At 62.3% G+C, this 24,654-nt stretch carries 23 protein-coding genes; 11 read left to right on the top strand and 12 right to left on the bottom strand.

The features are described 5' to 3' along the window. Window positions 1–6 precede the first annotated feature (6 nt). From ACW179_RS07930 to ACW179_RS07955, 6 genes are all read right to left on the bottom strand, one after another. The gene (locus tag ACW179_RS07930; RefSeq protein ID WP_492063752.1) at window positions 7–615 is read right to left on the bottom strand and encodes a hypothetical protein; all 609 of its coding nucleotides are present in this window, start codon (window positions 613–615) and stop codon (window positions 7–9) included. Then, on the bottom strand, window positions 605–1,615 hold the full coding sequence (locus ACW179_RS07935; protein ID WP_492063753.1) for a hypothetical protein: 1,011 nt from the start codon (window positions 1,613–1,615) through the stop codon (window positions 605–607). The genes ACW179_RS07930 and ACW179_RS07935 overlap by 11 nt, the downstream gene beginning before the upstream one ends. A gap of 370 nt (window positions 1,616–1,985) precedes the next feature. Continuing rightward, a complete protein-coding gene (locus tag ACW179_RS07940) occupies window positions 1,986–2,309 on the bottom strand; it encodes a helix-turn-helix domain-containing protein (protein WP_492063754.1) in 324 nt (107 codons plus the stop codon). A gap of 28 nt (window positions 2,310–2,337) precedes the next feature. Then, entirely contained in the window at window positions 2,338–2,955 is a 618-nt protein-coding gene (locus ACW179_RS07945) for a recombinase family protein (protein ID WP_492064271.1), read from the bottom strand. Between the two features lie 921 nt (window positions 2,956–3,876). Further along, window positions 3,877–4,053, bottom strand: coding sequence for a hypothetical protein (locus ACW179_RS07950; RefSeq protein ID WP_492063755.1), 177 nt, complete (start codon window positions 4,051–4,053; stop codon window positions 3,877–3,879). Between the two features lie 96 nt (window positions 4,054–4,149). Further along, a complete protein-coding gene (locus ACW179_RS07955) occupies window positions 4,150–4,377 on the bottom strand; it encodes a hypothetical protein (protein WP_492063756.1) in 228 nt (75 codons plus the stop codon). Here ACW179_RS07955 and ACW179_RS07960 point away from each other — a divergent pair. From ACW179_RS07960 to ACW179_RS07980, 5 genes are all read left to right on the top strand, one after another. Further along, window positions 4,376–5,104, top strand: coding sequence for a hypothetical protein (locus tag ACW179_RS07960; RefSeq protein WP_492063757.1), 729 nt, complete (start codon window positions 4,376–4,378; stop codon window positions 5,102–5,104). The two genes, ACW179_RS07955 and ACW179_RS07960, sit on opposite strands and share 2 nt — an antisense overlap. A gap of 93 nt (window positions 5,105–5,197) precedes the next feature. Further along, a complete protein-coding gene (locus ACW179_RS07965; RefSeq protein ID WP_492063759.1) occupies window positions 5,198–7,315 on the top strand; it encodes an N-6 DNA methylase in 2,118 nt (705 codons plus the stop codon). Next, window positions 7,312–10,356: a type I restriction endonuclease subunit R gene (locus tag ACW179_RS07970; protein WP_492063761.1), complete on the top strand. Its 3,045-nt coding sequence runs from the start codon at window positions 7,312–7,314 to the stop codon at window positions 10,354–10,356. Before ACW179_RS07965 ends, ACW179_RS07970 begins: the two co-directional genes overlap by 4 nt. Next, window positions 10,356–11,129, top strand: coding sequence for a M48 family metallopeptidase (locus tag ACW179_RS07975; protein WP_492063763.1), 774 nt, complete (start codon window positions 10,356–10,358; stop codon window positions 11,127–11,129). The genes ACW179_RS07970 and ACW179_RS07975 overlap by 1 nt, the downstream gene beginning before the upstream one ends. A 1-nt stretch (window position 11,130) precedes the next feature. Next, on the top strand, window positions 11,131–11,967 hold the full coding sequence (locus ACW179_RS07980; protein WP_492063765.1) for a hypothetical protein: 837 nt from the start codon (window positions 11,131–11,133) through the stop codon (window positions 11,965–11,967). Here the strand turns inward: ACW179_RS07980 and ACW179_RS07985 are convergent, their stop codons facing one another. Genes ACW179_RS07985 through ACW179_RS07995 form a run of 3 tightly spaced genes read right to left on the bottom strand, consistent with a single transcriptional unit; the run spans window position 11,968 to window position 14,762 of the window. Beyond that, window positions 11,968–12,948 (bottom strand): hypothetical protein, encoded by a 981-nt coding sequence (locus ACW179_RS07985; RefSeq protein WP_492063766.1) that lies wholly within the window; start codon window positions 12,946–12,948, stop codon window positions 11,968–11,970. Beyond that, window positions 12,941–13,327 carry a hypothetical protein gene (locus ACW179_RS07990; RefSeq protein ID WP_492063767.1) on the bottom strand — a complete coding sequence of 129 codons (387 nt, stop codon included), beginning with the start codon at window positions 13,325–13,327 and terminating at the stop codon, window positions 12,941–12,943. The genes ACW179_RS07985 and ACW179_RS07990 overlap by 8 nt, the downstream gene beginning before the upstream one ends. 52 nt (window positions 13,328–13,379) lie before the next feature. Beyond that, window positions 13,380–14,762 carry a hypothetical protein gene (locus ACW179_RS07995; RefSeq protein ID WP_492063768.1) on the bottom strand — a complete coding sequence of 461 codons (1,383 nt, stop codon included), beginning with the start codon at window positions 14,760–14,762 and terminating at the stop codon, window positions 13,380–13,382. 82 nt (window positions 14,763–14,844) lie between these two features. On the opposite strand from ACW179_RS07995, the gene ACW179_RS08000 reads away from it, so the two are divergent. Then, window positions 14,845–15,159, top strand: a complete 315-nt coding sequence (locus tag ACW179_RS08000; protein WP_492063769.1) for a hypothetical protein — start codon at window positions 14,845–14,847, stop codon at window positions 15,157–15,159. A 204-nt stretch (window positions 15,160–15,363) separates the two neighbouring features. On the opposite strand, the gene ACW179_RS08005 is transcribed toward ACW179_RS08000, so the two are convergent. Both ACW179_RS08005 and ACW179_RS08010 read right to left on the bottom strand, forming a co-directional pair. After that, window positions 15,364–15,696: a hypothetical protein gene (locus tag ACW179_RS08005; protein WP_492063770.1), complete on the bottom strand. Its 333-nt coding sequence runs from the start codon at window positions 15,694–15,696 to the stop codon at window positions 15,364–15,366. A gap of 196 nt (window positions 15,697–15,892) precedes the next feature. After that, entirely contained in the window at window positions 15,893–16,273 is a 381-nt protein-coding gene (locus ACW179_RS08010; RefSeq protein WP_492063771.1) for a hypothetical protein, read from the bottom strand. 1,093 nt (window positions 16,274–17,366) lie between these two features. Here ACW179_RS08010 and ACW179_RS08015 point away from each other — a divergent pair. From ACW179_RS08015 to ACW179_RS08035, 5 genes are all read left to right on the top strand, one after another. Then, entirely contained in the window at window positions 17,367–17,984 is a 618-nt protein-coding gene (locus ACW179_RS08015; protein ID WP_492064271.1) for a recombinase family protein, read from the top strand. A 28-nt stretch (window positions 17,985–18,012) separates the two neighbouring features. Continuing rightward, window positions 18,013–18,336 (top strand): helix-turn-helix domain-containing protein, encoded by a 324-nt coding sequence (locus ACW179_RS08020; protein WP_492063754.1) that lies wholly within the window; start codon window positions 18,013–18,015, stop codon window positions 18,334–18,336. A 48-nt stretch (window positions 18,337–18,384) separates the two neighbouring features. Next, window positions 18,385–18,597, top strand: a complete 213-nt coding sequence (locus ACW179_RS08025; protein WP_492063772.1) for a hypothetical protein — start codon at window positions 18,385–18,387, stop codon at window positions 18,595–18,597. 242 nt (window positions 18,598–18,839) lie between these two features. After that, a complete protein-coding gene (locus ACW179_RS08030; RefSeq protein WP_492063773.1) occupies window positions 18,840–20,513 on the top strand; it encodes an MFS transporter in 1,674 nt (557 codons plus the stop codon). A gap of 103 nt (window positions 20,514–20,616) precedes the next feature. Next, window positions 20,617–24,021, top strand: coding sequence for a hybrid sensor histidine kinase/response regulator (locus tag ACW179_RS08035; RefSeq protein WP_492063774.1), 3,405 nt, complete (start codon window positions 20,617–20,619; stop codon window positions 24,019–24,021). Here the strand turns inward: ACW179_RS08035 and ACW179_RS08040 are convergent. Beyond that, window positions 24,018–24,635 (bottom strand): response regulator transcription factor, encoded by a 618-nt coding sequence (locus tag ACW179_RS08040; RefSeq protein ID WP_492063775.1) that lies wholly within the window; start codon window positions 24,633–24,635, stop codon window positions 24,018–24,020. The genes ACW179_RS08035 and ACW179_RS08040 overlap by 4 nt on opposite strands. Window positions 24,636–24,654: the final 19 nt, after the last annotated feature.

Below are 24,654 nucleotides of genomic sequence, written 5' to 3' on the forward strand. Positions count from 1 at the left end.
GCGCGACTATTGTACTACGTCTCCGTGACCTTCGGTCGGCTTGATTTTGGCCGCCTTCTGGCGGCCGGGGCCGAAGTCCTCTCGCACCTTCGCCGCAGCTTCTTCGGTTGCAATCGCCGAGTTGAGGCGCAGCAAGCTACGGAGTCCCGCGAGCATTGGCAGCAGACGATAAGCCACTTGAGTCCCTGAGAATCCCAATATGAGGTTCGCAAGCGGCACGAGAGATAGTTGAACCGCATTCATTCGAACGCGATCAAATGTTATCGAAGGTATGTACATTTTATAAGGGTCGCCATTATTCCATAGCAACTTAGAAAGTGTGATTGCTATGCAGGCCATCAAAGCCCAAATGAATAATCCGAACCAGAATGACAACTGAGTGTCTAGCGCGTTGGCATACTCGCCAACGCGCTTGGGCGTAAACGCTCCCGCCCGAAGGATGGTCGCAGTCAAGATCATCGTCGGTAGAGCACCGGCGAGCAAAAGTCCGAACAGGGCGATTAGTTCTTGAGAAACAAGCGTGACGGCGCCCGGCGACACGAGGCTGAACAGTATCGCGACCACGCTAGAGATAAGCCAAGGTTTCCAATGGCCAAGATCGAGCTTAAACAGCATGTCCGATCTTACCCTTTGTGACCCAGAATTCGTAGGATTCCCAGAGCACGCGAACGGCATCCGTCATGTCTATGATCGAGCCGTTTAAGGCTACAGACGTTTCGCGGAAAAGTGCCGTCATCTTTCCAACCGTCTTTCCGTCTTTGCCTTTCAGTTCAATCGAGTCGTTGTCCATATTTCGGAACATCTGCCGGGCTGAAGCTGCGGCGGGTTGAACAGCGTCTTTCTTCCTGCCCTTCTTGAACAGAAGAGACAGACGGAGTTGGACGTCGCCATCGGATGGCACTTCGCCCATCAATTGGTCGATGTCCGCCTCGGTGTTTCCCATCAATTCGAGAATTTGGCGGGCCACATCCGCCCGCGTGGTGTCTCTAGCATCCCGCTGCTCCATCGCATCAGGAATGGGGCGACCCTCCCCCTCCTTCAGGCTGATTGGCCTGATAGAGACTTCGCGGATGTCCGAAATTTCCGCCCCGCCCATCGTCGAGATTTCGAACTCTGTTTCGAGGAGGACGTGTGACCCATTGGGGATAGAGCCCGCGCGCTCTTTCAATAGCCAAGTCAGATATTCTTCGAGGCGGCTGGTCCGCAATCCGCCGCTCTCGATTAGGATGACGTCGTTGCCCACGATCATGAATTGCAGAACGCCAAGGAGGGCTTCGCGGCCCGCACCCGGTATCTGTTGGCCGATCACGAGGGCACCGGGGTTCGTCGGGGTTCCCCAGCAAAGTGGAATGTTCGCTCCTTTTTCAAAGCGAGCAAGCTCACCGAAAAAGAACTCATCCTCGATTTTTGGGTCCGCCAGAACAAAGGTATCGGTAGTGTGCGAAAGGTTGGCGCATTCTCGAAGGACGTAGTTGGCCTTCAATTTCTGCCCAGAGAACTCGCTTTGCATCGCCTCCGATACAGCTTCCTGAAGCGTGATGGATGCTGACGAGAATGGGCTCGTTGCGAGCCTTCTGTACCTTGCTACTACTGGCTTGGTTTTTTGTTTAGCCATTGGCCCCCGCCCCTCTTGAGGCGAGTGTAGGTGGCTATTGCTCGTTATGCTAGATGGCAGGGCGGGTGTGCGACCGAACCTGTCGTGAGCAGTCGCGCGCGGGCTTTCCCGAGCGTTCTGAGACACTTAGGCCCTGATCGTGGTCGAGATTGTGTAGCAGGTTTGTGTAGCAATCGTCCGAAGACGGTCCCCCAGACGGTGGAACCGTAATCATTTCAACGATGCTTGGAGAAATGGCGCGCCCGGAACGAGACGGCTGATGGCCGCTTGGCCGGTCGTGATCCGGCTCGATGGCGGCGGTGATTTTGCTGTCGCTGGGCATGCGCTGTGCTCGATAGACTCGGGTCTACGAGGCTTCCGATCTGCGACCCTAATCGTCAACACGCAGTCTCGGTGAGGCTCGTGCGCGGAGCCGCTTGGGCGTCACCTGAGCCTTCAGGAGTTCGTCCATGGACTTGGCCACGGGCGCGGGGAACAGGCCTTCGAGCCCTTCCTCGCACCGCAGAGCGATAGCCGCCTTCACGAGGTCTTCGACAGAGGCGTAGCCCTCGGTTTCCAGCCGTCGCCACGTCCGATAGGCGACACCGGCGCGCGTGGCGGCGTCACGCTGGGTCAGTCCAAGCCCGAGGCGCCGAGCCCTGATGCGCTGACCCAGTTCCACCTGCAATTCGCTGCCGGTCTTAAACGTCCACATACGGCCGCTTGCACCTCGATCTGGTCATCTACTGTCCAACCGTGGACGCTTCGACGGTGGCCGCCATGGTCTGCTTGACCCGCTGGACGGTGGCGGTCGAGACGCCTGTCGCTTTCGCTACCGCCCGTATGGACTGACCGGCGCGAAGGCCTTGCTCGACCTTCTTCAACCGGATCGGCGGGATGGGCGGACGACCGAGCCGGACGCCTTTGGCACGACACCGATCCAGCGACGCTGAGATTCTGGCCTTGATGATCGACCGCTCGAACTCGGCGAAGACGCCGAGCATCTGGAACATCATCCGCCCAGACGGGGTGCTGGTGTCGATGGCCTGCTGGTGGAGATAGAGGTCGCAGCCCTTGGTCTGGACGTCGGTCAGGAATGCCACCAGATCGTTCAGGGAGCGTCCTAGACGGTCCACCGACCACGCGGCCACGATGTCCACTTCACGCCTCGCCACGGCCTTCAGGAGGCCGTCATAGCCCGGCCGCTTGTCTCTGCCCTTGGCGCCGCTGATGCCCTCGTCGGAGAAGGTCTGCACTACGGTCCACCCCGACCGGTGGGCGACCTCGGTCAGGGCCATGATCTGGTTCTCGACGGTCTGCTGATCGGTCGAGACGCGGACGTAGAGTGCAGCGCGCTTCAGGCGGGTTCTCCGTGGTGATTGGTGGGCTGGATCAGATGCTCATGGCTCGGCGGAGGGGCAAGCCAACGGTCGCTTCCGACCGCGTGACAAAACCCCCTCTATAAACGGCGGCTAGAATCCGTTGCCGGGCCTCGATCTGGCGCCCTCGGAATGGCGTGCTGGAAAGCATCTGATTGAGTCACGGCCCCAGCCGCCGATGGCGCAATAGGGTCAATCGCGATCCGGCCGCGAGCCGCACACGTGCTCGGCGCCGGTGGGAAACCCATTCGCGCGTGCTTAGCCGGGGCTGCGCCCCAATCCAAAATTTGACCTTCCGGGGGCAAGGCCATCGAAAAGACGGCGGCCGAGGAAGAGACGGCGCGCATGCGCGGTCGGTCCTCGGTTCGCTACGACGCCGGGCGCCGAAGGCGAGCGGCTCGTCCCTCATTGTCAGCCACCCTGTTGCTCAGATCGGCGGTCAAGCGGGAGGCGGTCACCTGTCGGTGCCCACCTGTCGGCGAGGACAGATCGCCAACGCCTCCGGTCCTCACCTCGCTCTGCTCGGCTCCGGTCCTCGGCACCGATCTGGCCTCGCCGCCTTCGTCACGTCGTATGAAAGAGGTCAGGCCGGAAACCCACTCTCACCTTACTCTTAAGAAGCACGCGCGAGTGGGTTTTGCCCAGTCCCGGTCACGCTTCCCTCGACCGTCCCATCACCATGGCGATCATATTGGCGCAAACGACGCACAGGGGCGGGCTGCTAGAAGCGCACGTCAGGTGGAATCGTCCGATGGGCTTCTTCGGCCTTCCGTCGAAGCCTCGCTAGGAGCCATGCCCTCTTGGCCTCCAGATAGCTGGGCGGAAGGGTGACCGAAGGATCACGCTGCCCGTCAGCCATGCCCCATATCCTCTCGTCCCAAAGATCATCGTCGTCGGGCGGCGTCATCGCTCTACACCCCATAGGATCAGCCATGCGACGCGAGCCGCGAGGATGTAGTGACGCTCGTCCCACAGGCGCCGGAAGAGGTTGATCAGGGCGCGCTCGGAGGGGCCGCGAGCACCGCGCAGACAGGCGTAGTTCGGGGCCATTCCGAGGTAGTCGCTGGAGTAGGCTCTCATACTCGCTATGCAGCCCATTCGGGCCAACTGGCGGTAGATTTTCTGATCGGCGTTCATGGCACCGGTATTTATCCGGGGCGCCGAGAGGCGGGATCGCTAGGCGCGAATGCCCATCAGATCGAGAATCCGGTAAGCGGCTTCGGGATTGGGAACGGTCGCAAGTACTCGAATGCCCTTGGATGCCGGGTCGTCGCTGGTCTCATAAAGGTAGAGGCCGCTTTGGTCGCCGCTCAACCCGTTGTCGGCGAGAGTCTGCTCGGACAACTCCGACATGTATACTGCGGTGTCCAACTGAGTCGTCCCAACGATCAGGAACTCGTCCATGGCCTTGCCTCCTACGCGCGTTCATCCACGGCTATCGGCCTCGCAATTGGCCGATTACCTCGTTGCACCTTCTCCGCTTGCGCAGATGAACGTGCTGCGACAGGCGAAAAACCCGTCGCAAAACAGACCCCTCATCATCCAGTACCAGCACGCACGGCGAGGGATTGCCGCATGCCTCATATCGCCGGGCGACATCAACCGCATCGTCGCTGCCGCCGTTGTCGCCTTGGAGCAACGTCGCGACGATCCGGTCAGCACACCACTCGTCCATGACGATGCGATCCGATCTATAGAGGTCATTGAGACCTTTCAAAGGTCGGTTAACGCTCTGGGTCTTTCTGGCCCCCGGTACGTGGCTGCGCCCAAACCATCCCAGTCTCTGATAATCTCGGGTGTTGAGGTGTCCGTATCTGCTGATGCGGTTGCCCGCGTTGCAGCGCGCGGCGGGCGAGACCGGGTCGGGGAAGTTTTCATCAGGTGTGCGATTGGTCCGGCGGGCGACGCCGCAGAAAACCGCCGCGCTGACGCCAACGGCCATCTCGCGACCATCGCCCACATGCACGCTGTCGAGTACCTTGGTGGTCTGGGCGACCCGCATGCGCAGGCGTCAATGGTCATCGACGTGCCGCGCGGCGTAGTCGTGCGCGGTCCCGCCAGCACCACGCGCCGAGTGGCCAACATTACAGCCGCTTGCAGCATGATCGCCGCGATCTGGCCGACGATCTAAGCGGCCCATTAAAGGCTGACCTTGACCGGCCTGCCTCTGAGCGATTCAACAGTCCCACGCGCGCTGAGAGTGTGGAGCGCACAGGGGCGATACGTGGCGAAACTGACTCAAGCCGAGCTTGAACGGCATCTATGGCAAGCGGCCGACATCCTGCGCGGCACCGTAGATGCGGGGGACTACAAGCAGTACATATTCGGCCTGCTTTTCTATAAGCGGCTGTGCGATGTGTGGGACGAGGAGTTCGAGGCCCTGCTGGCGGAAACCGGCGACCGCGACGAGGCTGCCGCCCCCGACGAACACCGCTTCCACATCCCAGCCGAGCACCGCTGGGATCAGGTGCGCAAGCAATCCACCCAGATCGGCCAACGACTGAACAACGCCTTCGCCGCCATCGAAGACGCGAACTTGCGGCTGCGCGGCGTCTTCGGCGCAGTGGACTTCGCAAGGCAGGAACAGTTCCCCGACGCCCTGCTCGAAAAGCTATTGTCTCACTTCGAGAAGATCGAACTGCGGAACGCCGACGTGCCTGCCGACGTGCTGGGCGACGCCTACCTCTACCTCATTACAATGTTCGCCGAGGGCGCGGGCAAGAGGGGCGGCGAGTTCTACACGCCCCGGCAGGTCGTCCGCCTGATCGTGGAGTGCCTTGATCCGCAGCCCGGCATGTCGATTTACGACCCAACCTGCGGCTCGGCCGGGATGCTGCTTGAAGCCGTCCAGCACCTCAAAGACCGAGGCGAGAACCCGCGCAGCTTGTCGCTCTATGGTCAGGAGAAGAACCTCGCCACTTGGGCCATCGCCCAGATGAACCTATTTCTGCACGACATCGACGACGCCTTCATCGCCAAGGGCGACACGATCCTCGATCCGAAGCGATACGATCCCAAGGCCAAGGAGTTCGTCGCAGGCGTTGGCGCCTACGACCGGGTGATGGCCAATCCGCCATTCTCGGAGAAGGTTTGGGGCTACGAGGTCTGGGCGAACGGCGACCCCTTTGGCCGCGACAAGTATGGCTGCCCGCCCAAGAGCTACGGTGATCTCGCATTCGTCCAGCACATGCTCGCCTCGCTGAAGGACGATGGGATGCTGGCGGTAGTCGTGCCCCATGGCGTTCTCTACCGTGGCAAGGCAGAGGGGCGGATCAGGGAGGCCATGCTGACTGCCGACGTGATCGAGGCAGTGGTGGGGCTTGCTCCCAACTTGTTTTACGGAGCGGGTATCCCTGCCGCCCTGCTGATCTGTCGCAAGAAGAAACCTGCCGACCGCCGGGGCAAGGTGTTGATCGTCAACGGCGACGCCACCTTCCAGCCCGGCAAGGCGCAGAACTTCCTGACCGGCGATCACGTCCGAACGCTTGTAGGTGCCGTCCACGGCTTTGCCGACATCGGCAAGCTGGCCCGCGTCGTTCCGGTAGCGGAGATCGCTGCAAACGGACACAACCTCAATATCAGTCGTTACGTACAGACCGGTGCGGATGCCGAAGTTATAGATATTGGGGGAAAGGTCGGGAAGATCAGTGAGGTGATGACTGTCCGCAACAATTTTGAGGTGCGGATGATGGGCCACTTGCAGCACCTTGGCTATACCGGACCTAACAGTATCGACCCTGCCGGAATAGCTTCTCAGGGGGCTTCCAGATTTCAGCGCGTGCGGAAACGATACCATTTGGGCGATCTGTTTTCAGAGCGCACAGAGTCGGGAATTGCGGGACTTCCTATAGCGTCCGTGAGCATTGAGCACGGATTGGTAGCACGGAGCTTCCTCGAACGGCGGGTGGAGAGCAATCTTGCGCCCGAAGACCACAAGCTCGTTAGAACCGGCGACATCGCTTACAATATGATGCGGATGTGGCAGGGGGCCTGCGGGCTGGCGGCGGCGGATTGTTGTATCAGCCCAGCCTATGTCGTCATGATCCCGAATAGTCTGATTGATCCGGGCTTCGCATTTCACATGCTGCGATCTGCCCCTATGATCAAACTGCTTCACGGTTATTCGCAGGGCGTTGCCGATGACAGGCTGCGACTGTACCCGCAGGACTTTTTCCAGATACCCGTCGAGCTTCCGTCGTTGGACGAGCAGCGGGAAATTGCCCAAACGCTTGACAGTATCCGGTGTGCGGTGAAGGCGGCAAAGGAAGCAGTGCAAGAGATAGATAAGGTGGGCAGCCTGCTTCTTGATGACCTCGTTGCGGGTCGCGGTCAGCCAGCGTGAGCGAGTACCGCCTCGCAGAGAAGCCGACGCTCGATGCCCTGACCGGGCTCGGCTACCGACTGATTTCGGCCGAGGCGGCCATGGCGATGCGGCAGGAAGAGAACCGCGTTATCCTGAAGCCGGTGATGGTCGAAGCGTTGCAAGCCCTAAACGGGATCGGCGCGGCCGACGCTGAGGCGATCTACGGCGAGCTATCCACGCTGTCGGACAACGAGGAATGGCAGCGCAAACTGCGCGGTGCCTATTCACGCCGATTGATCGGTGAAGCTCGTGACCGGCCGGTCACCCTGATCGACTTCAAGCACCCTGATAGAAACCGCTACCATGTCGTCCGCCAGTTCCGCGTCGCTGCCCAGCGCGCGCGCATCGCTGACATTGTGGTGTTCGTGAACGGCATCCCGCTGGTCGTGATCGAGGCCAAGTCGCCATTGAAGGCGACGGCGCGGGCCGAGGAGGCGTTCGAGCAGATCAAACAGTACGAGCGCGACATCCCACGGCTGTTCGCGTCCAACGCCTTCAATGTAGTGACGGACGGGATGACGACGCTCTACGGCGCCACCGCCAGCCCGGCGCAGTTCTACGCACCATGGCCAGATGCGTGGCCGCGCAGCCGCGACGAGTTCGCCGACGATCTGTCCAAAGACCTTTGGTGCCTGCTGGAGCCGTCACGGCTTCTCGATCTGCTGGCTCACTTCATCATCTTTGAGACCGACCCGGAGAGCGGCCGCAAGGTCAAGAAGGTCTGCCGCTACCAGCAGTTTCGCGCGGTCAACAAAGCGGTCGCCCGCGTGGCCGAGGGCAAGCTGAAGAAGGGGCTGATCTGGCACACGCAAGGCTCTGGCAAGAGCCTGACCATGGTGTTCCTTGCCCTGAAGCTGAAGACCCACCTGACGCTGGACGCGACCACGCTTCAAAATCCCAACATCCTCGTCCTGACCGACCGCATCGACCTCGACGACCAGATTTCCAAGACCTTCGTCGCCTGCGGCCTGCCCAATCCCAAGCAAGCGGCGTCGGTCGGCGAACTGCGCGAGGCCGTGGCGCGTGGCGGCAACGGTCAGATTTTGATGTCCACGATCTTCAAGTTCGCCGGTTCGAAAGACCCGATCCCGAACTCGGACAATTGGATCGTACTGGTGGATGAATGCCACCGCACGCAGGAGAAAGACCTCGGCGCCTTCCTGTCGGCCACGCTGCCGGACGCCCGGTTTTTCGGCCTCACCGGCACACCGATCAAGAGTACCGATAAGGACACCTACGCGCGTTTCAGCGAGCCCGGCGAAGGCTATCTCGATAAGTATGGGATCGACGACGCAGTGCGCGACGGCGCCACCGTGCCGATCCTTTACGAGGGTCGGAAAACCGACTGGTCGATCAATGAGGCCGAACTCGACATCCTGTTCGACCGGTGGTTCGTCGATCTGCCCGATGACAAGCGCGAGAAGCTGAAGTCCAAAGGGCTCACGCTGGCCACCCTCGCCAAGCACCCGGAACGGGTGCGGCTGGTCGCCTTGGACATCTGGGAGCACTTCAAGCAGGTCTGCCGACCAGACGGCTTCAAGGCGCAGATCGTCGTCGTGGATCGCGAGGCGGTCGTTCTTTACCGCATGGCGTTGGCGCATGTGATCGCCGCCGACCTGATAAAGGGTGGCATGGGCGAGGCCGATGCGAAGTCCGAGGCTGACGCCATGATCGCCTGCGTCTTTTCCAAGTCGCAGGAGGACAACAAACCGTCAGAAGACCCAGATGTTGCCGCTGTGCGGGCTGAGCTTGAGGGCTGGTATCTCGACGATGCGGCGGAGAAGGACGCCAAAAAACGGTTCAAGGCGTTCGGCGAAGAACCCAGTTTCCTGATCGTCTGCGACAAGCTGCTGACCGGCTTCGACGCCCCCATCGAGGCGGTCATGTACCTCGACAAGCCGTTGAAGGAACACGGCCTGCTTCAGGCTATCGCCCGAACCAACCGCACCTGTTCGCTTAAGCGACCGGACGGCGTGGAGATCGAGAAGCCCCACGGTCGGATCGTGGACTACATCGGGGTCACCAACCACCTCGATGATGCTCTCGCCTCCTACCGCGCCGAGGATGTGCAGAACGCCCTGCGCGACATCGCCGTCCTGCGGAATGATCTGAAGGAGGCCCATGCTCGCTACGCACGCCAGAAACGTCTGATGGGGCTCGATGGCATGGACGAGAAGACGGCGGCCTACGCAGTCGGCAAGCTCGCGGCCGAGGGGCGTGAAGACGATTGGTTCGAGCTTCAGCGGCTCGCCCGCAATTTCGTGCGCGTCTACGGCGACCTGTCGCCCGATCCGGCGATCTTGGATTTCACCGCTGACGTGAAGTGGGCGGCGGCGTTCCTGCGGCTGGCAACGCAGGTGATCTCGAAAGACGAAAGCCTCGATCACCGGAGCTACACCGGCAAGATCAGGGACATGCTGGAAGAGCACGTCCATGCCACCGGCCTTTCCACCACGATCCGCCTGCGCTCGATCACCGATCCCAATTTCGCCGACGACTTCGAGGTCGAGGAAAAGACCGAGGAGGAGATTCAGGAGGCCTTCGTCAGGAAGTCGGCCGAGCTTCGCCGCGTCACCCGCGAACTGGTGGACAAGAACCCTTCCCAGTACGGTCGCTTCTCCGAACGGGTGCTGGAAATCATCCGCCGGTTCGAGGAAGGCCAGATCGCCGCCGCCGAGGGCCTGCGGGACTTCGAAGACCTGACCGGCGGCATCAACGCCGAACAGGGCGCCCACGCCGATCTGGGCATGGACGAGCGGGCGTTCTCGATCCTACGGATCATGGAAACCATCGCGCCCGACATGGATCATCCGACCTTGCAGGCGGTCGCTATCGAGGTGGGGAAGGTATACGCCGAGGCCCAACGCGAGCAGCCTGCGTGGTACTTCATGGACGCCTACAAGCAGGAACTGCGGAAGCAGGTGCGCCGGATTCTGCGCGCCAAGATGATGCCTGAAGCAGGGAAGATCAGCGAGGAGGTCGAGGGCTTCGCCATCCACGCCTATGCAGGATCGCACTGATGCCTGTCGTTCGCGTCGGCCAGACCGAAATCACCTACGAGCTTCGGCGAACCGCGACGATCTCTGAGCGGCGGATCACGGTGACGCCGGGCTGCGTCGAGGTGCTGGCCCTGACCACGGACGATGACGCGGCTATCGAGGACTTCCTTGGCCGCAAGCGGCAATGGCTTTTCGATACCGTACGGGAGTTGGAGGAGCAGGTCGCCTCGCACCACGCCGTGCCCCGCTTTATGACTGGCTCGAAAATCCCGTTCCGGGGGCGGATGTCGTCCCTGACCGTCCGGCGCCATGACGGCGCGGGCGTCGAGGTGGCGCACAAGACGGGCTTCCTCGTGGACCTGCCGTCATGGGTTGAGCCCGAGGCTGCGGACGCCATTGTCGCCATGCACATCAAGTTGTGGCTCAAGCGGCAGGTCCGGCAAGACGTGCAGGCCATCGCCGCCGCCTACCAGAAGCGTCACGGGCTGAAGCCACGGGCGATCCGGGTCGCCGACATGAAATCCGGCTGGGGATCGTGCGGCGCGGAGGGCACAGTCCACATCAACTGGCATCTCGTCTTCGCGCCCAAGCGAGTGCTGGAGTACGTCGTCGTTCACGAACTGGCGCACCTCAAGCACCGGTCGCATGGCGAGGCGTTCTGGGGGTTTTTGGCGTCGATCCTTCCCGACTACCAGCGGGCGAAGGCTTGGCTCGATGGGCATCAGTCATCGCTGGACGCGAGTTTCCTAATGCCAGCGCGCCACTCGATGTGTGGCCAGTCAGGGGCGGCCTAGCATGATGCAATCTCCCGACATCAATCCACGGTTTCGGTGGACAACTCTCCATCGCGCGCTGGATGTCTTGGTGCTCCACAGCACCAACGCGGCGATGAAATCGGTAATCGAGGAAGTCGGCTGTGGCCCCGCTCTGGACGGAACTCCGTTGCCGGATCAGACGACGCCGAAACTCAAGAATCTACTGTCGAAGGCGTGTCGCCAAATACCGCCGCGTTTCGATCCCGAAGGTGACCTTCTGCTCAATCGGATAGTGCGAGAAGCCGCGAGCAAGTTGCCTGAGCAGCAGAGCCCTCGGTCGTGGATGTCAGGGCCGTCCCCACCTCATCCCGTAGACGACGCCTTTCTGCGCAGCCTCGCTCTTGACGGATGGATGGTCCGCGACGGCGTGCTTGCGCCAACGTCCCCTGTCGAGATCGAGCAGGTAAGGTCTGGCCTCCGAACATCGCTTGAATCACGGCGCGCAGCCGAGGCGATCAGTCGGCTCGATCAGTTTGAACGCGGCCTCGATGAAGGGCATTGGGAATCCGCAAATGGAGACGCTCGCGGATTTTTGGCTTCAGTTTTTGACGTTATTGCGATTGAGGGGCTGGGAGGTGCCGAACGCGACGGTGCTGCGCGAGCCGCCCTTAAAACTGCGGGCTTTTTCCGTCCTGATCCGCGAGATGCGGGAAAATCGCTTGAGAGCAGTTTTGTGGCTTCGCTGTTCAGCATGCTGGGATCGGAAGGGGCGCATACCGGCACGACGGATCAGCCGACGGCCGTCTATCGCTATTTTCTTTGCGTGTTGACGGCAGAGTATTTTCTCGACCGCTCCACCGGGATGTTGAGGCGATAGCTACAACCCGCTCTTCTGTAGCAGTCGGCACATCTGGCTGATCGCAGGTCGGCGGTCGTGGTCGATGTACGGGATGCCCAGTTCGCGGCATTTCGCTTCCGCAACCGCCCGCACGTCGGCGGGGACCAAAGCGTTTCCCGCGACATGCACGTCTTCCAAAATCCAGCCGAAGCCATTCGCCAGCGGCCGGAACTCCAAGATCATGTCTCTGTATTCGGCATAGGCCGCACGGCCGACTAGCGCGTCTGCGATCCGGTCCCGCAGGCAGTTGCGATAGCTGAGGCCCACGCGAACGAAATGATCCGCCGTCAGGATCGGCCGAACTTCTGCGTCGCCTTGGATTGGATGCGGCGGAAACCGATCTGCTCGCGCCGTGAACCGGGTCACGAGATCGGCCAGCGATTTTCCGGGCGGCAGGCGGGCGATAGCTTGGGCTACCACCTCGTCCGTGGCGGTCGAGCATGCCGACTGGACAAGGGCGATGGCGGCATTGAATTCCGAGGCGGCGAACCGGGAGCCAAGCCGTCCCAGCACGCCCGGTAGCCGCCAGCGTGGATCAAGCGTGTCGAGCACGGCCAACGTGGTCTCGCTGACGGTACCGGTTCGCGTAAGGACTTCCGCATCCGGGCGGCGGCGTGGGTCCGTGAAGATGGCGTGCAGCTTCGTGTAGCCCCCGGCAGTAGGCATGGGCGCCGAGTCCACCCGCTCCAAGACGCCGAGCCAGCCGGGTGGTACGTCGCCAAATGCATAGGCTAGAATCTCACGCGCTCGCTCACGCCTCAATACGTCGGCAAGCGCATGATCGTCGGCCAAATCGGCTGGTTCTCCCGCGCCAGACGCCCGGCTCGCGACCACGGTGAAGATCGCTTGGCGGCGGCGCGGTGAGGTCGTCAGCACACGTCCGATCAGGCCGGGCGCCATGGTGTCGAGATGGATCAGGTCGGCCGTCGCCCAGCCAAGTGAGCGGGGCACCTCAGGCATGCAGGGCGCGATCTGGCATGCGCTCCCACGGAAAGTCGCCACGGCCGCTCGGGTGCGGGTGGGCCTGAAATGCGACCCATCGCCACTGCCGTAGTTCGACGTCGGCAATCACGTCAGCGAGGATGACCCGTTGGTGATTGATGTCTGCGGCCTGTACGCGGAGAGCGGCATCTTGCGGGCATACGACGGGCACGGTCAGAGCACCGGGTCGCAATGTCACCGGCGGTGCTCGAAACAGCCAGTGCTGAATCATCAGCCACTGGTGCGGCCCGGCCGCGTCGTCGAGAAATTCGATCAGTTCCGCGCTGTCGATCTCGCCGGTGAGGAAGCGGCGCGCACGCAGCGCGAGGCAGTAGACTGGTGGCTCGACGTTCGACAAAGGCCCTCCCAAAGCTGGACGGGAGTATCTCACAGAAATGCCGATTGGTCTACTAAGTGGACTTTCTTGGGCGCCCGCTTTTGCCGGGTGCTCGACCGGCGGCGATAGCTAGTGCCGCTCTCTTGGCCTTTTGTCTTTCCGAAGCTTTCTTGTTGCGCTCACTCACCGACTGGCCTCGCCGCTTAGGAGCTTCCGGCACCGAGTTCATGATGCCCGCTCCAATCTCCGGTACGAGGTTGATCGACGAACCAACACCACTACGCGCAAGCTGCACCATCAGCCTTTCGGCCTGCCGAAGGCTGTAGAGATAAATGTCATAGTCCTCGGCGAAGTACGGCCTTCGGATTGCGCCGCGCATTGCGAATTGAAGAATATCCTCGTCCTCGCGCGCCGTGCGAATTTGTTCGCCCGTGATCCCGAACAAGGTCTTGATCGGTTCGTCGGCGTCTGTTGGCTTCGCGCTGTAAATGAAGGCGCAACTGGCCCGGTCATCGTAGGCGTTAATCCCTGCGACTTTCGGATCAATTGGTCCTCCGTGGACACGATGGTCCATAAGCTTTTGCACCTCCTTGTTGCCCGACCAAAAGCCGAGATTGGGTTCAACTTGGGCGAGGTGGTCGCAGAGCTTGACGATCATTTCCCGGCCGGGCGACGATTCCCACAGATGGCTGGTGCCCTCGTGACCCTGAGTGAAGTAGTGAACCCGAATGTTGGGCTGGCCAGTTCGTGTGGCCGTCAAAGGCCTTTCGATGAACTGAACTTCTGCGCTCTGCCAGTTTCGAACGATCAGGGCGCCGAGGCTGGACAGATAGGCGGCGCCAGCGATCTGCACGCTTTGGAAATGAGCGAGAGCGATAGGGCTCCAGACCGAACACCATCCAAATTTCTTCTTGGACCAGTCCAAGCTATCGACGAAGGCGCCTGACGGTCTGGCGGCCTGCTTCATAAAATCGGGCAGGTTCTTGAGTAGAGCGTCGTCTTTCTGATCGCGCCAACCCTCGTCTCCCTCGGTACGCTCGATCTCTGCCCAACCTTTGGTCGCAGGCTTCAGGTTGAAATTGGCGCAGAAGAAATCACGGGTCTTGGCCGACTGCACATTCACGATGCCGCTTTGCACGGCGTTGGGCGCCTCATCTATCCGCGCGTGCCAGCCGCTAAAGCCTGAAAGGTCATTACCCATCAACGCCTCGTGAGTGATCAGCACGATGGCATGCTGAACACCTTCTTGGGCGATCCGGGCGGCAGAATCCGTAAGGCGTTTTGCAACTGAGCCTTGTCTCCGATTTCTACACTTCCAATGGACCTCGGTCACATCGACACGGACATTTTGCTGGGCCGCATCCTCTCGGAACGCTTCTGCCTGCTCTTGGATCAGGGCGATTGTGGGCATTGCGAAGAGGTAAAGTCCCGGCGTCGCTAGGGCCTCATTGCGCATCGTGGTACTCTTTCCGCAGCCGGGGACGCCCGTAAGCACCTCGACTTTCATGCCTACCTGACCCTGTTTGCAAATGGTGCAAATGGCCCGCGCGCCGTCATCGGCCGCCCCCTTTCCGCCGACTACGCCGGGCTTTGACAGCATCCTTTCGCCGGGCTCGCCGGTCAGCCAACACCTTTGCTGTGACCGGGGCGGGCTGGAGCACTTCGGCTTGCGTAGGCTCTCGACCGTGTTGCATGATTTTCTGCACCCGAGCTTCGAGATCGTCGATGGCGAGGTCCGGGTGCTGAGCCTGCAAGTCGGCGCGCACCTTTTTCTCAGCGGACGCCATAGACACTTCGCGACGTTCCCGAAGGTTGCTCCGGCGCATCTCGTCGAGCTTTTTCCGCAAGCGTGAGCCAGTTCCGCGTCGGCGCGGGCTCCTGTATATTTTTTTGGACATTGGATTTCTCGTGAGGGCGCACGGGGGCGCCAAGGCGCACTGGAGTGAGCCGTTGCCAGAGTGGGAGAGCTTTTTGCTAGGGTTGGCCCGGCCTGGCCGGGCCAGTACGCATACGCGAGAGGCGCAGTGTCTCAGCCGGGCTTACGCGGCGGCGGCATCCTAGTTGTCGGTGGCGAACGCTGCGCTGAAGGCTTCAGCGGCTTTCTTGTCCTCGAACCGGAAGACAATTTCATCAGGTGCGCCGTAGATGTCGGGCATGAACTGGTAGGCTTGGACGCTCAGCTTCCGCTCGTTGATCCATCTGGTGATCTCGGCATGCTTCGTCTGAAAATACTCGGACCAGAACAGGAACCGTACATCTGCGGTCGTGAATTCGATCATCGTCGATGGCGCATATTGTCGCCAGACGATGCCCAGTTGGTTGGAAACCTCGTACAGCCATCCGCGTTCGCGGTTTGCGGTGGCAGCGGTGGCTTGTGCGCCGGTCGTCATTCGTCTGGTCCTTTCGAGGCGCGCGTCATCCTTCCCCGCCAGCCCTGACCCCTGAAATGGGCGGTGCTGACGTCGTGATCGCGGGCATGTTTTTTAAGGAGGCGGTACGAGCCTCCCGCAATCGGAAGGCCCAAGGTTTTGATCGTAGCAGCCCATGACCGCGAATTGCGGAGGGCGACTGTGATCTCGCACGATGTCAGTCCCGCGCTAGTCGCTCTTCAATCCAGCGAGTGACGCGGATTTCAGCGTGTTCAAGCACATCGTATGGGTCGGTAAGCTCGTAAAACTCGACGAACCACGTATGGAATGTGACGTCGATTACTTCGGTAATCCGGTCCCATTTTACGTCGATGCCCCACCATTTGGGATCATCGAATGCGACGGCGACGAAATCTTCGTTCGCGATTGCGGTGATGCTCATCGGGTCCGTCTCGTCCGTGAGTTCGATTGCGATGGAAACCCATGCGTGGGCGAAGTTGTCGTATTGCCCTGCATCGACTGCATTCACCGCAGCCTCAGCGATCTTCACGCACAGCGTCGCTGTCAACAACTCGACGCGGTTGATCGCATTTTGCATTTCCTCCGCTAATCGGAACGACTTAATACTCAATAACACTCTGTAACCTCCGAAATTCCGACATAACGTTGCGTCTCGTCGTCTCTGATGACTGAGTGTTAAATCGAAAAAGCGGGATTTACAATCGTTTTTACCGAATTTGCACCGAAGTATATTCAAATTTTAGATTTATAGTTAGAGCTTTGACTATATTTTTATAGAAAGCTTAGTCGGCGACATCGGATCAACTAAGCTTTCAATTGGCACTATAGATGGCAGTCTATTTTCGTGGGCGGCGGCTAAAAAAAGTTTGTACTACGAGCCCGAAATGGCAAAATAAAATGTTATATATCAATCGCTTAAGAAATTTTTGGCGAGCCCGCCCCTGTGCGTCGTTTGCGCCAATATGATCGCCATGGTGATGGGACGGTCGAGGGAAGCGTGACCGGGACTGGGCAAAACCCACTCGCGCGTGCTTCTTAAGAGTAAGGTGAGAGTGGGTTTCCGGCCTGACCTCTTTCATACGACGTGACGAAGGCGGCGAGGCCAGATCGGTGCCGAGGACCGGAGCCGAGCAGAGCGAGGTGAGGACCGGAGGCGTTGGCGATCTGTCCTCGCCGACAGGTGGGCACCGACAGGTGACCGCCTCCCGCTTGACCGCCGATCTGAGCAACAGGGTGGCTGACAATGAGGGACGAGCCGCTCGCCTTCGGCGCCCGGCGTCGTAGCGAACCGAGGACCGACCGCGCATGCGCGCCGTCTCTTCCTCGGCCGCCGTCTTTTCGATGGCCTTGCCCCCGGAAGGTCAAATTTTGGATTGGGGCGCAGCCCCGGCTAAGCACGCGCGAATGGGTTTCCCACCGGCGCCGAGCACGTGTGCGGCTCGCGGCCGGATCGCGATTGACCCTATTGCGCCATCGGCGGCTGGGGCCGTGACTCAATCAGATGCTTTCCAGCACGCCATTCCGAGGGCGCCAGATCGAGGCCCGGCAACGGATTCTAGCCGCCGTTTATAGAGGGGGTTTTGTCACGCGGTCGGAAGCGACCGTTGGCTTGCCCCTCCGCCGAGCCATGAGCATCTGATCCAGCCCACCAATCACCACGGAGAACCCGCCTGAAGCGCGCTGCACTCTACGTCCGCGTCTCGACCGATCAGCAGACCGTCGAGAACCAGATCATGGCCCTGACCGAGGTCGCCCACCGGTCGGGGTGGACCGTAGTGCAGACCTTCTCCGACGAGGGCATCAGCGGCGCCAAGGGCAGAGACAAGCGGCCGGGCTATGACGGCCTCCTGAAGGCCGTGGCGAGGCGTGAAGTGGACATCGTGGCCGCGTGGTCGGTGGACCGTCTAGGACGCTCCCTGAACGATCTGGTGGCATTCCTGACCGACGTCCAGACCAAGGGCTGCGACCTCTATCTCCACCAGCAGGCCATCGACACCAGCACCCCGTCTGGGCGGATGATGTTCCAGATGCTCGGCGTCTTCGCCGAGTTCGAGCGGTCGATCATCAAGGCCAGAATCTCAGCGTCGCTGGATCGGTGTCGTGCCAAAGGCGTCCGGCTCGGTCGTCCGCCCATCCCGCCGATCCGGTTGAAGAAGGTCGAGCAAGGCCTTCGCGCCGGTCAGTCCATACGGGCGGTAGCGAAAGCGACAGGCGTCTCGACCGCCACCGTCCAGCGGGTCAAGCAGACCATGGCGGCCACCGTCGAAGCGTCCACGGTTGGACAGTAGATGACCAGATCGAGGTGCAAGCGGCCGTATGTGGACGTTTAAGACCGGCAGCGAATTGCAGGTGGAACTGGGTCAGCGCATCAGGGCTCGGCGCCTCGGGCTTGGACTGACCCAGCGTGACGCCGCCACGCGCGCCGGTGTCGCCTATCGGACGTGGCGACGGCTGGAAACCGAGGGCTACGCCTCTGTCGAAGACCTCGTGAAGGCGGCTATCGCTCTGCGGTGCGAGGAAGGGCTCGAAGGCCTGTTCCCCGCGCCCGTGGCCAAGTCCATGGACGAACTCCTGAAGGCTCAGGTGACGCCCAAGCGGCTCCGCGCACGAGCCTCACCGAGACTGCGTGTTGACGATTAGGGTCGCAGATCGGAAGCCTCGTAGACCCGAGTCTATCGAGCACAGCGCATGCCCAGCGACAGCAAAATCACCGCCGCCATCGAGCCGGATCACGACCGGCCAAGCGGCCATCAGCCGTCTCGTTCCGGGCGCGCCATTTTCTTCAATCACTTAGCCGAATATGGCTCCGCCGATTTCCGTTCCAGGACGGTGATTGGGACGGTGGTTGCGATTTGGTGCAGGGGGCGCTGCGCCTTCCTCGATCAGCAAAAAATCGCATAGGCCCCGCTTTGATTGCTGCGGGCATAAATCCGGCCGTCTGGACGGTTGAGAGCCGTTGGTTCGAATCGTATCTGCGCACCTAGGCGAGATGTTCAGTCGCGGACCTTGATGGGCTCACCTCAAGGCTTCGACCAAAGTCGTGCTCTCCAACTGCGCCGCAGGCTGCCACCATCCGGCCTCGCGGCGAGATGCCGGAATGAATGAGAGCCGTGCAAAGCGGCGAGGCCCTGGGAGGACATGATATGGTTGACGATGCCGCGATATCGTCTGGCGCAAAGGACGGAAAGGTCGTTGGCCGCAAGGACGGAATGGTCATCGGCGCGGCGTCGGTGGGCACGGTTTTCGAGTGGTACGACTTCTACCTCTATGGCTCTCTGGCCACCTACATCACCCACCACTTCTTCTCGGGCGTGAACGAGACGACGGGCTACATCTTCGCCCTGCTGGCCTTCGCGGCCGGGTTTGCGGTGCGTCCGTTCGGCGCTCTGGTCTTTGGTCGCCTGGGCGACCTGTGGGGCCGCAAGAACACCTTCCTGGTCACCATGCTGCTGATGGGGCTATCGACCTTCGTGGTCGGCCTCTTGCCCAGCTATGAGCAGATCGGCATCATCGCGCCCATCGCCCTTGTGGCGATGCGCCTGATCCAGGGCCTGGCCCTGGGCGGCGAGTACGGCGGGGCTGCCACCTATGTGGCCGAACATGCACCGGCCAACCGGCGCGGCTTCTACACCAGCTTCATCCAGGTGACGGCGACCTTCGGCCTGTTCCTGAGCCTGATCGTCATTCTGGCTACCCGCAACGTGATCGGCGAAGACGCCTTCAAGGAGTATGGCTGGCGCATTCCCTTCCTGATCTCGGTGCTGCTGCTGGGCGTGTCGCTGTGGATCCGCCTGCAACTTTCCGAAAGCCCGTCGTTCCAGAAAATGGTCGATGAGGGCAAGGGCAGCAAGAAGCCGCTGGCCGACAGCTTCGCCAAGTGGGGCAATCTGAAGATCGTCATCCTGGCGCTGGTGGGCCTCACCGCCGGCCAGGCGGTGGTCTGGTACACCGGTCAGTTCTACGCCCTGTTCTTCCTGGAAAAGATGCTCAAGGTCGATGGTGGGCTGACCAACGGCCTGGTGGCGATCTCGCTGCTGATCGGCACGCCCTTCTTCATCTTCTTCGGCTGGCTGTCGGACAAGATCGGTCGCAAGTGGATCATCATGGTCGGCTGCGTCCTGGCCTGCCTGACCTATTTCCCGCTGTTCAAGACCCTGACCGTGGCGGCCAATCCGCAACTGGCTGCCGCCGTCGCCACCTCGCCGGTGATCGTGGTCGCCGATCCGGCGGACTGCTCGTTCCAGTTCGATCCGATCGGCAAGACGGTGTTCAACACCTCCTGCGACCTGGCCAAGTCCTATCTGGCCAAGGCCGGCGTCACCTACACCAACGCCGCTGCCCCAGCCGGCACCCTGGCACAGGTGAAGATCGGCCAAACCGTCCTGCCGTCCTTCGCGGGCGACACGCTGGACAAGGCCGCGTTCAAGGATCGCAAGAAAGCCTGGGAAGCCGAGCTTGGCGCGGCGCTCAAGACGGCCGGCTATCCCGCCAAGGCCGACAGCGCGCTGGTCAACAAGCCGCTGGTGGTCGCCATCCTGGCCATCCTGGTGATCTATGTGACGATGGTCTACGGGCCGATCGCGGCCATGCTGGTCGAGATGTTCCCGACCAATATCCGCTACACCTCGATGAGCCTGCCCTATCACATCGGCAACGGCTGGTTCGGTGGCTTCCTGCCGACCACAGCCTTCGCCATGGTCGCCGCAACGGGCAATATCTACTACGGCCTGTGGTACCCGATCGTGGTGGCGGGGGTGACCGCGGTGGTCGGTATCCTGTTCCTCAAGGAAACCAAGGACGTCGACATCGAGGCCTGAGCCCGTCAGGATTCGTGTGCCATGGATCTGGAGCGGCCCGCGTGGTCGCTCCAGATCTGTTTTATGATCGCCCCGTCTGACGGGCGACCTTGGGAGGGCGTCCTTGGCGGATCCGATCATCCTTGGTCTGGTGGCCCTCTACATGGCGATCCTGTTCGCCGTGGCCTGGCGGGCCGACCGCAGGGAAGTCCGTAGCCGCCACCTGAGGGCCCTGATCTACGCCCTGTCCCTGGCGATCTACTGCACCTCCTGGACCTATTTCGGGGCGGTGGGCACGGCCGCGAGGTCGGGGTGGGAGTATCTGCCGATCTATCTGGGGCCGATGATCGCCCTGACGGTCCTCTTTCCCCTCTGGCGGCGGATCGGCGCTGCGGCCAAGCGGGAAAATGTCGGTTCCATCGCCGACTTCCTGTCTGCGCGCTACGGCAAGAGCAAGACGCTGGGCGCCCTTGTGGCGGTCGTCGCGATCGTGGGCTCGGTGCCCTATATCGCCCTGCAGCTCAAATCGCTGGCCATGAGCTGGACTCTGCTGACCGGTCGGCCGGACGCTGACCCGGTAAGCGGCAGCGTCTTTGTGATCGCCGGCCTGCTCGCGGGCTTTGCGATCCTGTTCGGCGCCCGGCGCACCGACCTGACCGAGCAGAACCGGGGCCTGGTTCACGCCGTGGCCTTTGAGTCGGTGATGAAGCTGGCGGCGTTGGTCGCCGTGGCCCTGCTGGCGGTCTATCTGTTGTGGAAGCGTGGTGAGCCCCTTGCGGCGGTGACGCTGACGGGGTCACTGGGCCAGCCGCCGCTGATCAATGCGCGGTTTGTCACCATCACCTTGCTGGCGACCGCAGCGACCTTCTGCATTCCACGTCAGTTCCACATCGGGTTCGTGGAGTCGCCTGGCGAGAGCGGCGGCGTCACCGCGCGTTGGGTGTTTCCGCTGTATCTGGCCCTGACCAGTCTGGCGGTTCTGCCGATCGTGGCGGTGGGGCGTCTGTTGCTGCCCGCCCCGATCGATCCGGACCTGTACGTTCTCGATTTGCCGCTTCTGTTCGGCTTTCCCGGAATGGCGGCCCTGGCCTTTCTCGGCGGCTTTTCCGCCGCCACGGCCATGGTCATTGTCGAGACCGTGGCGCTTTCGGCCATGGCGTCCAACGCCCTCGTGCTGCCGTTGCTGGTGCGCGGTCGCTGGACCGAAATGGCGCACCTGTCGAAAACCATCCTCACTGTCAGGCGAGCGGCGATTGTCGCCGTCCTTGCCCTGGCCTGCCTCTATTATCTGCAGATCGACAAGTCGGCTGATCTGGCGTCGATCGGTCTGATCTCGTTCGCCGCCGCCGCCCAGTTGGCGCCCATGCTGATCGGCGCCGTGATCTGGCGTCGCGGCCACACGCGCGGCGCGATCAGCGGCCTGTGCGCCGGCTTCTTGGTCTGGGGCTACACCCTGGCTGCGCCGCAGGTTCTGGGACCCTTCCACGGACCCGAGTGGCTTGATCCCCATGCCCTGTTTGGCCTTCATGGCCTGGATCCCCTGACCCACGGGGTGATGTGGAGCCTGGGGCTCAATCTCAGCCTCTATCTGGGCCTGTCCCTGACCGCGCACTGGCGCCTGATCGATCGCATCCAGGCCCAGGCGTTCGTCGAGCCGGACGGCCGTCCGATGCGCAAGAACGATGACACCACGCTGGGCGGGACTGCCGGTGATCTGAAGGTTCTGGTCGCCCAGTTCCTGGGCGAGAGCCGGGCGCAAAGTGGCTTTGAGGCCCTCGAACGGTCCCGAGATCGCAAGGTCCGCGACGGTGACACGGTCGATCCCGCCCTGGCGAGAGCCGCTGAACGCATGCTGGCCGGCGCCATCGGCGCCTCGTCGGCCCGCACCGTCATCGCCACCGCCTTGTCCGGGGGCACCCGTGACCCTGACGAGGTCATCCGCCTGCTCGACGAAGCGGCCCAGGCGGTGCAGTTCAACCGCGGACTGCTGCAGGCCACGCTCGACAATATCAGCCAGGGCGTCAGCGTGGTTGATCAGGATCTTCGCCTGGTGGCCTGGAATACCCGCTATCTCGAGCTTTTCGATCTCCCCAGCGGCTTCATCAAGGTCGGACTGCCCATCGCCGACGTCATCCGCTTCAACGCCCTGCGTGGCGAATGCGGCTCCGGCGAGGTTGACGCCCTGGTCGCGCGGCGCCTGGAGCATCTGCATCGCCGCAAGGTCCATAGCTATGAGCGTATCAGGCCCGATGGCCGGGTTCTGCGCTCGACCGGTGCGCCCATGCCGGGTGGCGGCTATGTCACCAGTTTCAACGACATCACCGAACTGCGTCAGGCTGCCGAGGCCCTGGAAGAGTCACGCGCCGAGCTCGAGATCAGGGTCGAGCAACGCACCCGCGAACTGGCGGCGGCCAAGGCCCAGGCCGAACAGGCCACAGCCTCGAAGACCCGTTTCCTGGCCGCCGCCAGCCATGACCTGCTGCAGCCGCTCAATGCGGCTCGCCTGTTCATCGGCGCCCTGGCCGAAGACCTGAGTCAGGCTTCGCCAGAGATGCAGCGCTGGGCGGCCAATGCCGATCAGTCGATCGCCAGCGCCCATCGTCTGCTGCTGGCCTTGCTGAACCTTTCGAAGCTTGAAGCCGGTGGCGTGCGGCCCACCGTCCAGCCGTTCGCCGCCGGCCCCCTGCTGGCTGAGCTGCGGGTCGAGTTCGCGCCCCTGGCGGCCGAGAAGGGCCTGAAGCTGACCGTCGCGCCGACATCGCTCTGGGTGGAGTCAGACCGCGATCTCCTGCGCTCGGTGCTGCAGAACCTGATCGGCAACGCCCTGCGATACACTGACCAAGGCGGTGTCGTCGTCGGGTGCCGCAAGCAGGGCGGCGCCGTGCGTTTCGAGATACTCGACACCGGTCGGGGCATCGCGGCCGCCGACCGCGAGGTGATCTTCCGCGAGTTCGAGCGGCTTGACCCCGGCTCTGACAGCGATCCGGGCGTGGGACTGGGTCTGGCGATCGTCGACCGGGTCAGCCGCCTGCTGGACCATCCGGTGGAACTGAGTTCCGTGCCGGGGCGGGGCACGCGGTTTACGGTGCGGGTTCCCCGTGCGGCGCCGCGACAGTCGCTCGCCACAGCCGCTGCGCCGTCTGGAGCCCCCCTGGAGGGGCTTCGCGTTCTGTGCATCGACAACGAGAGCGCCATTCTCGAGAGCCTGCAGGCGCTGCTGGGCCGATGGGGCGTTGCGATCACGGTGGCCGGCAGCGCCGAAGCCGCCCTGGCCCTGCAGGGCGAGTGGGACGCGGCGCTGATCGACTATCACCTGGGCAGCCTCGACGGCCTGGCGCTGGCTGCAAGCCTGGGTCGCCGTGTCGGGCGCGTGGCCCTGGTCACGGCCGACACCTCTTCAGACCTGGGCGCTCGGGCTGCCAGTATCGGCGCGACCCTGATCGCCAAGCCCGCGCGGCCGGCGGTGTTGAAGGCCTTCCTGGCCAGCGCCCGATCGGGTTCGCCCGACCGCGGAGACGTGGCCCCCTAAGCTTCGGAGGCGACCTGAAGCGACTGGGCGACGATGACGGCCTGGGTGCGGTTGTGCACGCCCAGTTTGCGAAAGATGGCCGTCAGATGCGCCTTGATGGTCGCTTCGGTGACGCCCATCTCGAAGGCGATCTGCTTGTTCAGGCAGCCGCGTTGCAGGCCGATCAGGATCCGCAACTGGGCCGGGGTCAGGGCCGAGAAGCTGTGTTCGGCGGAGGCCGGAACATCGATGTGATGGGGAACCCAGGCGTGACCCTCCAGGATCAGGACCAGCGCCTCGACCATCTCGGCCAGGGGTGTCGACTTGGGTATGAAGCCGGCGGCGCCCATGGCCATGGCCCGGCGAATGGTTTCCGCATCCTCGCTGGCCGAGACGATCACGACAGGCGCGGCGGGAAACTCGGCCCGCAAGGCCAGCAGGCCGACGAAGCCATCGCAGTCGGGCATCTTGAGATCGAGCAGCACCAGGTCTGCAGGCGCCTCGCGAAGGGCCGACTGCGCCGCCGCCAGACTCGCGCACGCCGTCAAGGCCGCGCCGGGAACAGCGCGCAGGACAGCCGCCCTCAGCGCCTCGCGCAATAGCGGATGATCGTCTGCGATGACGACGCGACCCATGGAATCCCCTGCCAGACCT

It is taken from the genome of Caulobacter sp. AVps18, assembly GCF_058681425.1.

Excerpts from the sequence above, each read along its gene's own strand:
- ACW179_RS07940 (WP_492063754.1), bottom strand. The coding sequence starts at position 2,309 with ATGTGGACGTTTAAGACCGGCAGCGAATTGCAGGTGGAACTGGGTCAG.
- ACW179_RS07935 (WP_492063753.1), bottom strand. The coding sequence starts at position 1,615 with ATGGCTAAACAAAAAACCAAGCCAGTAGTAGCAAGGTACAGAAGGCTC.
- ACW179_RS08025 (WP_492063772.1), top strand. The coding sequence starts at position 18,385 with ATGCCCAGCGACAGCAAAATCACCGCCGCCATCGAGCCGGATCACGAC.
- ACW179_RS08020 (WP_492063754.1), top strand. The coding sequence starts at position 18,013 with ATGTGGACGTTTAAGACCGGCAGCGAATTGCAGGTGGAACTGGGTCAG.
- ACW179_RS08005 (WP_492063770.1), bottom strand. The coding sequence starts at position 15,696 with ATGACGACCGGCGCACAAGCCACCGCTGCCACCGCAAACCGCGAACGC.
- ACW179_RS08000 (WP_492063769.1), top strand. The coding sequence starts at position 14,845 with ATGGCCCGCGCGCCGTCATCGGCCGCCCCCTTTCCGCCGACTACGCCG.
- ACW179_RS07975 (WP_492063763.1), top strand. The coding sequence starts at position 10,356 with ATGCCTGTCGTTCGCGTCGGCCAGACCGAAATCACCTACGAGCTTCGG.
- ACW179_RS07995 (WP_492063768.1), bottom strand. The coding sequence starts at position 14,762 with ATGCGCAATGAGGCCCTAGCGACGCCGGGACTTTACCTCTTCGCAATG.
- ACW179_RS07930 (WP_492063752.1), bottom strand. The coding sequence starts at position 615 with ATGCTGTTTAAGCTCGATCTTGGCCATTGGAAACCTTGGCTTATCTCT.
- ACW179_RS07960 (WP_492063757.1), top strand. The coding sequence starts at position 4,376 with ATGGCCTTGCCTCCTACGCGCGTTCATCCACGGCTATCGGCCTCGCAA.
- ACW179_RS07950 (WP_492063755.1), bottom strand. The coding sequence starts at position 4,053 with ATGAGAGCCTACTCCAGCGACTACCTCGGAATGGCCCCGAACTACGCC.
- ACW179_RS07980 (WP_492063765.1), top strand. The coding sequence starts at position 11,131 with ATGATGCAATCTCCCGACATCAATCCACGGTTTCGGTGGACAACTCTC.
- ACW179_RS08030 (WP_492063773.1), top strand. The coding sequence starts at position 18,840 with ATGGTTGACGATGCCGCGATATCGTCTGGCGCAAAGGACGGAAAGGTC.
- ACW179_RS08040 (WP_492063775.1), bottom strand. The coding sequence starts at position 24,635 with ATGGGTCGCGTCGTCATCGCAGACGATCATCCGCTATTGCGCGAGGCG.
- ACW179_RS08010 (WP_492063771.1), bottom strand. The coding sequence starts at position 16,273 with ATGCAAAATGCGATCAACCGCGTCGAGTTGTTGACAGCGACGCTGTGC.
- ACW179_RS07955 (WP_492063756.1), bottom strand. The coding sequence starts at position 4,377 with ATGGACGAGTTCCTGATCGTTGGGACGACTCAGTTGGACACCGCAGTA.
- ACW179_RS07985 (WP_492063766.1), bottom strand. The coding sequence starts at position 12,948 with ATGCCTGAGGTGCCCCGCTCACTTGGCTGGGCGACGGCCGACCTGATC.